This is a genomic window from Streptomyces sp. NRRL F-4489 (assembly GCF_001509485.1).
Classification (GTDB): domain Bacteria; phylum Actinomycetota; class Actinomycetes; order Streptomycetales; family Streptomycetaceae; genus Streptomyces.
This window is the reverse complement of sequence record NZ_LLZI01000121.1, coordinates 1-3,501: the sequence shown is the minus strand read 5'-3', so window position 1 is coordinate 3,501 and position 3,501 is coordinate 1. Positions and strand designations below refer to the sequence as shown.

The window sequence follows — 3,501 nt, the reverse complement described above, 5'->3', positions numbered from 1 at the left end:
CCGTGCAGATGGGTGGTCCCCATGACGGTGAACGCGTACCGCTTCGTGTGCCCCCGCCCCGCACCGCCGCGGACGGCGGTGCGGGGCGGGGGCACACGAAGCGGTACGCGTTCACGGTCATGGGGACCACCGATCTGCACGGGAATGTCTTCAACTGGGATTACGCGACCAACGCCGAGTTCGACGATCCGGCGCACAACGATGTGGGACTGGCGAAGATTTCCACACTGGTCGATGAGGTGCGCCGGGCGAAGGGCCGGGAGAACACCCTGCTGATCGACGCGGGTGACACCATTCAGGGGACGCAGCTGGCCTATTACTACGCGAAGGTGGACCCGATCACGGGTCCGGGCGGTCCGGTGCATCCGATGGCGCGGGCGATGAACGCGATCGGCTATGACGCGGCGGCGCTGGGGAACCACGAGTTCAATTACGGGATTCCGGTACTGCGGAAATTCGAGGAGAGCCTGCGTTTTCCGCTGCTGGGGGCGAACGCGGTGGACGCCCGGACACTGCGGCCGGCGTTCCGGCCGTATGTGATCAAGCGGTTGCGGACGCCGCACGGGCGGGATGTGCGGGTGGCGGTACTGGGGCTGACGAATCCCGGGATCGCGCTCTGGGACAAGGCGAATGTGCAGGGAAAGCTGGCGTTCCCTGGCCTGGAGGAGCAGGCGGCCAAGTGGGTCCCGAAATTGCGCTCGATGGGCGCGGATGTGGTGATCGTGGCCGCGCATTCGGGCGCGAGCGGCACCTCGTCGTACGGGGATCAGCTGCCGTATGTGGAGAACGCGGCGGCGCTGGTGGCGGAGAAGGTGCCGGGGATCGACGCGATTCTGGTGGGGCACGCGCATGTGGAGATCCCGGAGCGGCGGGTGGTGAACAAGGCGACGGGCCGCGAGGTGGTGCTGTCGGAGCCGCTGAAGTGGGGGCAGCGGCTGTCGCTGTTCGAGGTGGAGGTGGAATGGCGGCGGGGCCGGTGGGAGGTGGCGTCGCTGGGGTCGCGGGTGCTGAATTCCAATACGGCTGCGGAGGATGAGCGCATCACGGCAATGCTGCGGGCGGCGCATGCGAAGGTCGTGACGTATGTGAACCGCGTGATCGGCAAGTCGGTGGTGGAGATGTCGGCGGAGCAGGCGCCGGTGCGGGACACCCCGATTCTCGATTTCATCGCGTATGTGCAGGCGGAGGCGGTGCGCAAGGCGCTGGCGGGGTCGGCGTCGGCGTCGTTGCCGGTGCTGTCGCAGGCGTCGTGTTTTTCGCGGACGGCGCGGGTGCCGGCCGGTGAGGTGTCGATCCGGTCGATGGCGGCGCTGTATCCGTTCGACAACACCCTGGAAGCGCGGGTGCTGACGGGGAAGCAGCTGCGGGAGTATCTGGAGTTCTCGGCGCGGTATTACGTGCGGACGGCGGCGGGCGGCCCGGTGGATCCGGAAAAGATCACCAATGCGGACAGCATTCCGGATTACAACTACGACGTGGTGCGCGGGGTGTCGTACGAGGTCGATATCGCCAAGCCGGCGGGCCAGCGGATCGGGAAGCTGGCGTTCGAGGGGAAGCCGGTGGCGGATGACGCGCGGTTCGTGCTGGCGGTGAACAATTACCGGGCGAGTGGCGGGGGCGGTTTCCCGCATGTGGCGTCGGCGCAGCAGGTGTGGTCGACGTCGGAGGAGATCCGGAATCTGATCATCGCGTGGGTGGAGGCGAGCGGGGTGATCGATCCGGCGGCGTTCGGCCCGGCCCAGTGGCGGCTGACGCGGGAGGGGGTGCCGGTGTTCTAGGCCCGTTCGCAAGCAAGTGATCGCCGCCCCTCTCCCCCGGTCCGGTCCCCGGCCGGGGGGGGAGGGGCGGTTTTCCGTGCGTCAGTGGCGCGGGACGAGGTGGGTGGTCTGGCGCGGGATGGTGTGCGGGTGCGGGGTCGGGGGCTGGGTGAGGCCGAAGGTGGTGAAGGCGGTGCGGGTGGGGAGGGGGTAGGGGGTGGTGCCGGTGAGGGAGTTGAGGATGGTGGCGCTGCGCCAGGCGGCGAGGCCGAGGTCCGGGGTGCCGACGCCGTGGGTGTGGCGTTCGGCGTTCTGGACGTAGACGGCGCCGGTGATGGCGGGGTCGAGGCCGAGGCGGTGCTGGGCGTCGACGCGGGGGCGGTCGGAGGCGTCGCGGCGGAGGTAGGGGTCGAGGCCGGCCAGGAGGGTGTCGATGCGGCGTTCGCGGTAGCCGGTGGCGAGGACGACGGCGTCGGTGGTGAGGCGGGAGCGGCTGCCCTGCTGGGTGTGTTCGAGGTGGAGCTCGACCTTTGTCGTACCGACGCGGCCGGCGGTGCGGACCTGGACACCGGGGGTGAGGACGGCGTTGGGCCAGCCGCCGTCGAGGGTGCGGCGGTAGAGCTCGTCGTGGATGGCGGCGAGGGTGTCGTGGTCGACGCCCTTGTAGAGCTGCCACTGGGCGGGGAGCAGCTCGTCGCGGACGCGTTCGGGGAGGGCGTGGAAGTAGCGGGTGTAGTCGGGCGTGAAGTGCTCCAGGCCGAGTTTGCTGTATTCCATGGGCGCGAACGCGGGGGTGCGGGCGAGCCAGTGGAGGTTCTCCCGGCCGGCGGGGCGGGCGCGGAGCTGGTCGAGGAAGATCTCGGCGCCTGACTGCCCGGCGCCGATGACGGTGAGGTGGTCGGCGGCGAGGAGCTGGTCGCGGTGGTGGAGGTAGTCGGCGCTGTGGAGGACGGGGACGCCGGTGGCCTCGGCGAGGGGGCGCAGCGGGATGGGGATGTGGGGGGCGGTGCCGATGCCGAGGACGAGGTTGCGGGCGTGGGTGCGGCCGAGGGCCACGGCTTCGCCGTCCGCGCCGAGCTGGGTGAAGTCGACCTCGAAGAGGTGGCGTTCGTGGTTCCAGCGGACGGCGTCGATGTGGTGGCCGAAGTGGAGGGAGGGGAGGTTCTCGCTGACCCAGCGGCAGTAGGCGTCGTATTCGGCGCGGTGGGTGTGGAAGCGCTCGGCGAAGTAGAAGGGGAAGAGGCGGTCGCGGGCCTTGAGGTAGTTGAGGAAGGTCCAGGGGCTGGTGGGGTCGGCGAGGGTGACGAGGTCGGCGAGGAAGGGGACTTGGAGGGTGGCGCCGTCGATGAGGAGGCCGGGGTGCCAGTGGAAGGCGGGGTGCTGGTCGTAGAAGGCGGTGCGGAGGTCGGTGAGGGGGTGGGCGAGGGCGGCCAGGGAGAGGTTGAACGGGCCGATGCCGATGCCGGCGAGGTCGAGGGGGGCGTCGGGGCCGGGGGCGTCGGCGGTGCCGGGTTCGGTGTGCGATGGGGTGTTCATCGGGGGGTGTGGCCTTCCACGAGTTTGAGGAGGGTGGTGAGGTCTCCGGGTTGGGTGTGGGGGTTGAGGAGGGTGGCCTTGAGCCAGAGGCCGGTGGGGGTGGTGGCGCGGCCGAGGACGGCGTGGCCGTCGGTGAGGAGGGTGCGGCGGATGGTGGCGAGGGTGGTGTCGTCGGCGCCGGTGGGGCGGAAGAGGACGGTGGTGAGGG

The 3,501-nt window shown here is 70.2% G+C and carries 2 protein-coding genes and 1 pseudogene; 1 reads left to right on the top strand and 2 read right to left on the bottom strand.

The genetic code is table 11. From position 1 onward, the window contains the following. The first annotated feature begins 8 nt into the window (after positions 1-8). Positions 9-1,778 carry a bifunctional metallophosphatase/5'-nucleotidase gene (locus ADL22_RS12105; RefSeq protein ID WP_066977019.1) on the top strand — a complete coding sequence of 590 codons (1,770 nt, stop codon included), beginning with the start codon at positions 9-11 and terminating at the stop codon, positions 1,776-1,778. 81 nt (positions 1,779-1,859) lie between these two features. Here ADL22_RS12105 and ADL22_RS12100 read toward each other — a convergent pair whose 3' ends face one another. Continuing rightward, positions 1,860-3,293: a lysine N(6)-hydroxylase/L-ornithine N(5)-oxygenase family protein gene (locus ADL22_RS12100; RefSeq protein ID WP_066977016.1), complete on the bottom strand. Its 1,434-nt coding sequence runs from the start codon at positions 3,291-3,293 to the stop codon at positions 1,860-1,862. Further along, positions 3,290-3,501, bottom strand: a pseudogene (locus ADL22_RS12095) (aspartate aminotransferase family protein); the annotation flags it as partial. The pseudogene ADL22_RS12095 and the gene ADL22_RS12100, both read right to left, overlap by 4 nt.

Excerpts from the sequence above, each read along its gene's own strand:
- ADL22_RS12100 (WP_066977016.1), bottom strand. The coding sequence starts at position 3,293 with ATGAACACCCCATCGCACACCGAACCCGGCACCGCCGACGCCCCCGGC.
- ADL22_RS12105 (WP_066977019.1), top strand. The coding sequence starts at position 9 with ATGGGTGGTCCCCATGACGGTGAACGCGTACCGCTTCGTGTGCCCCCG.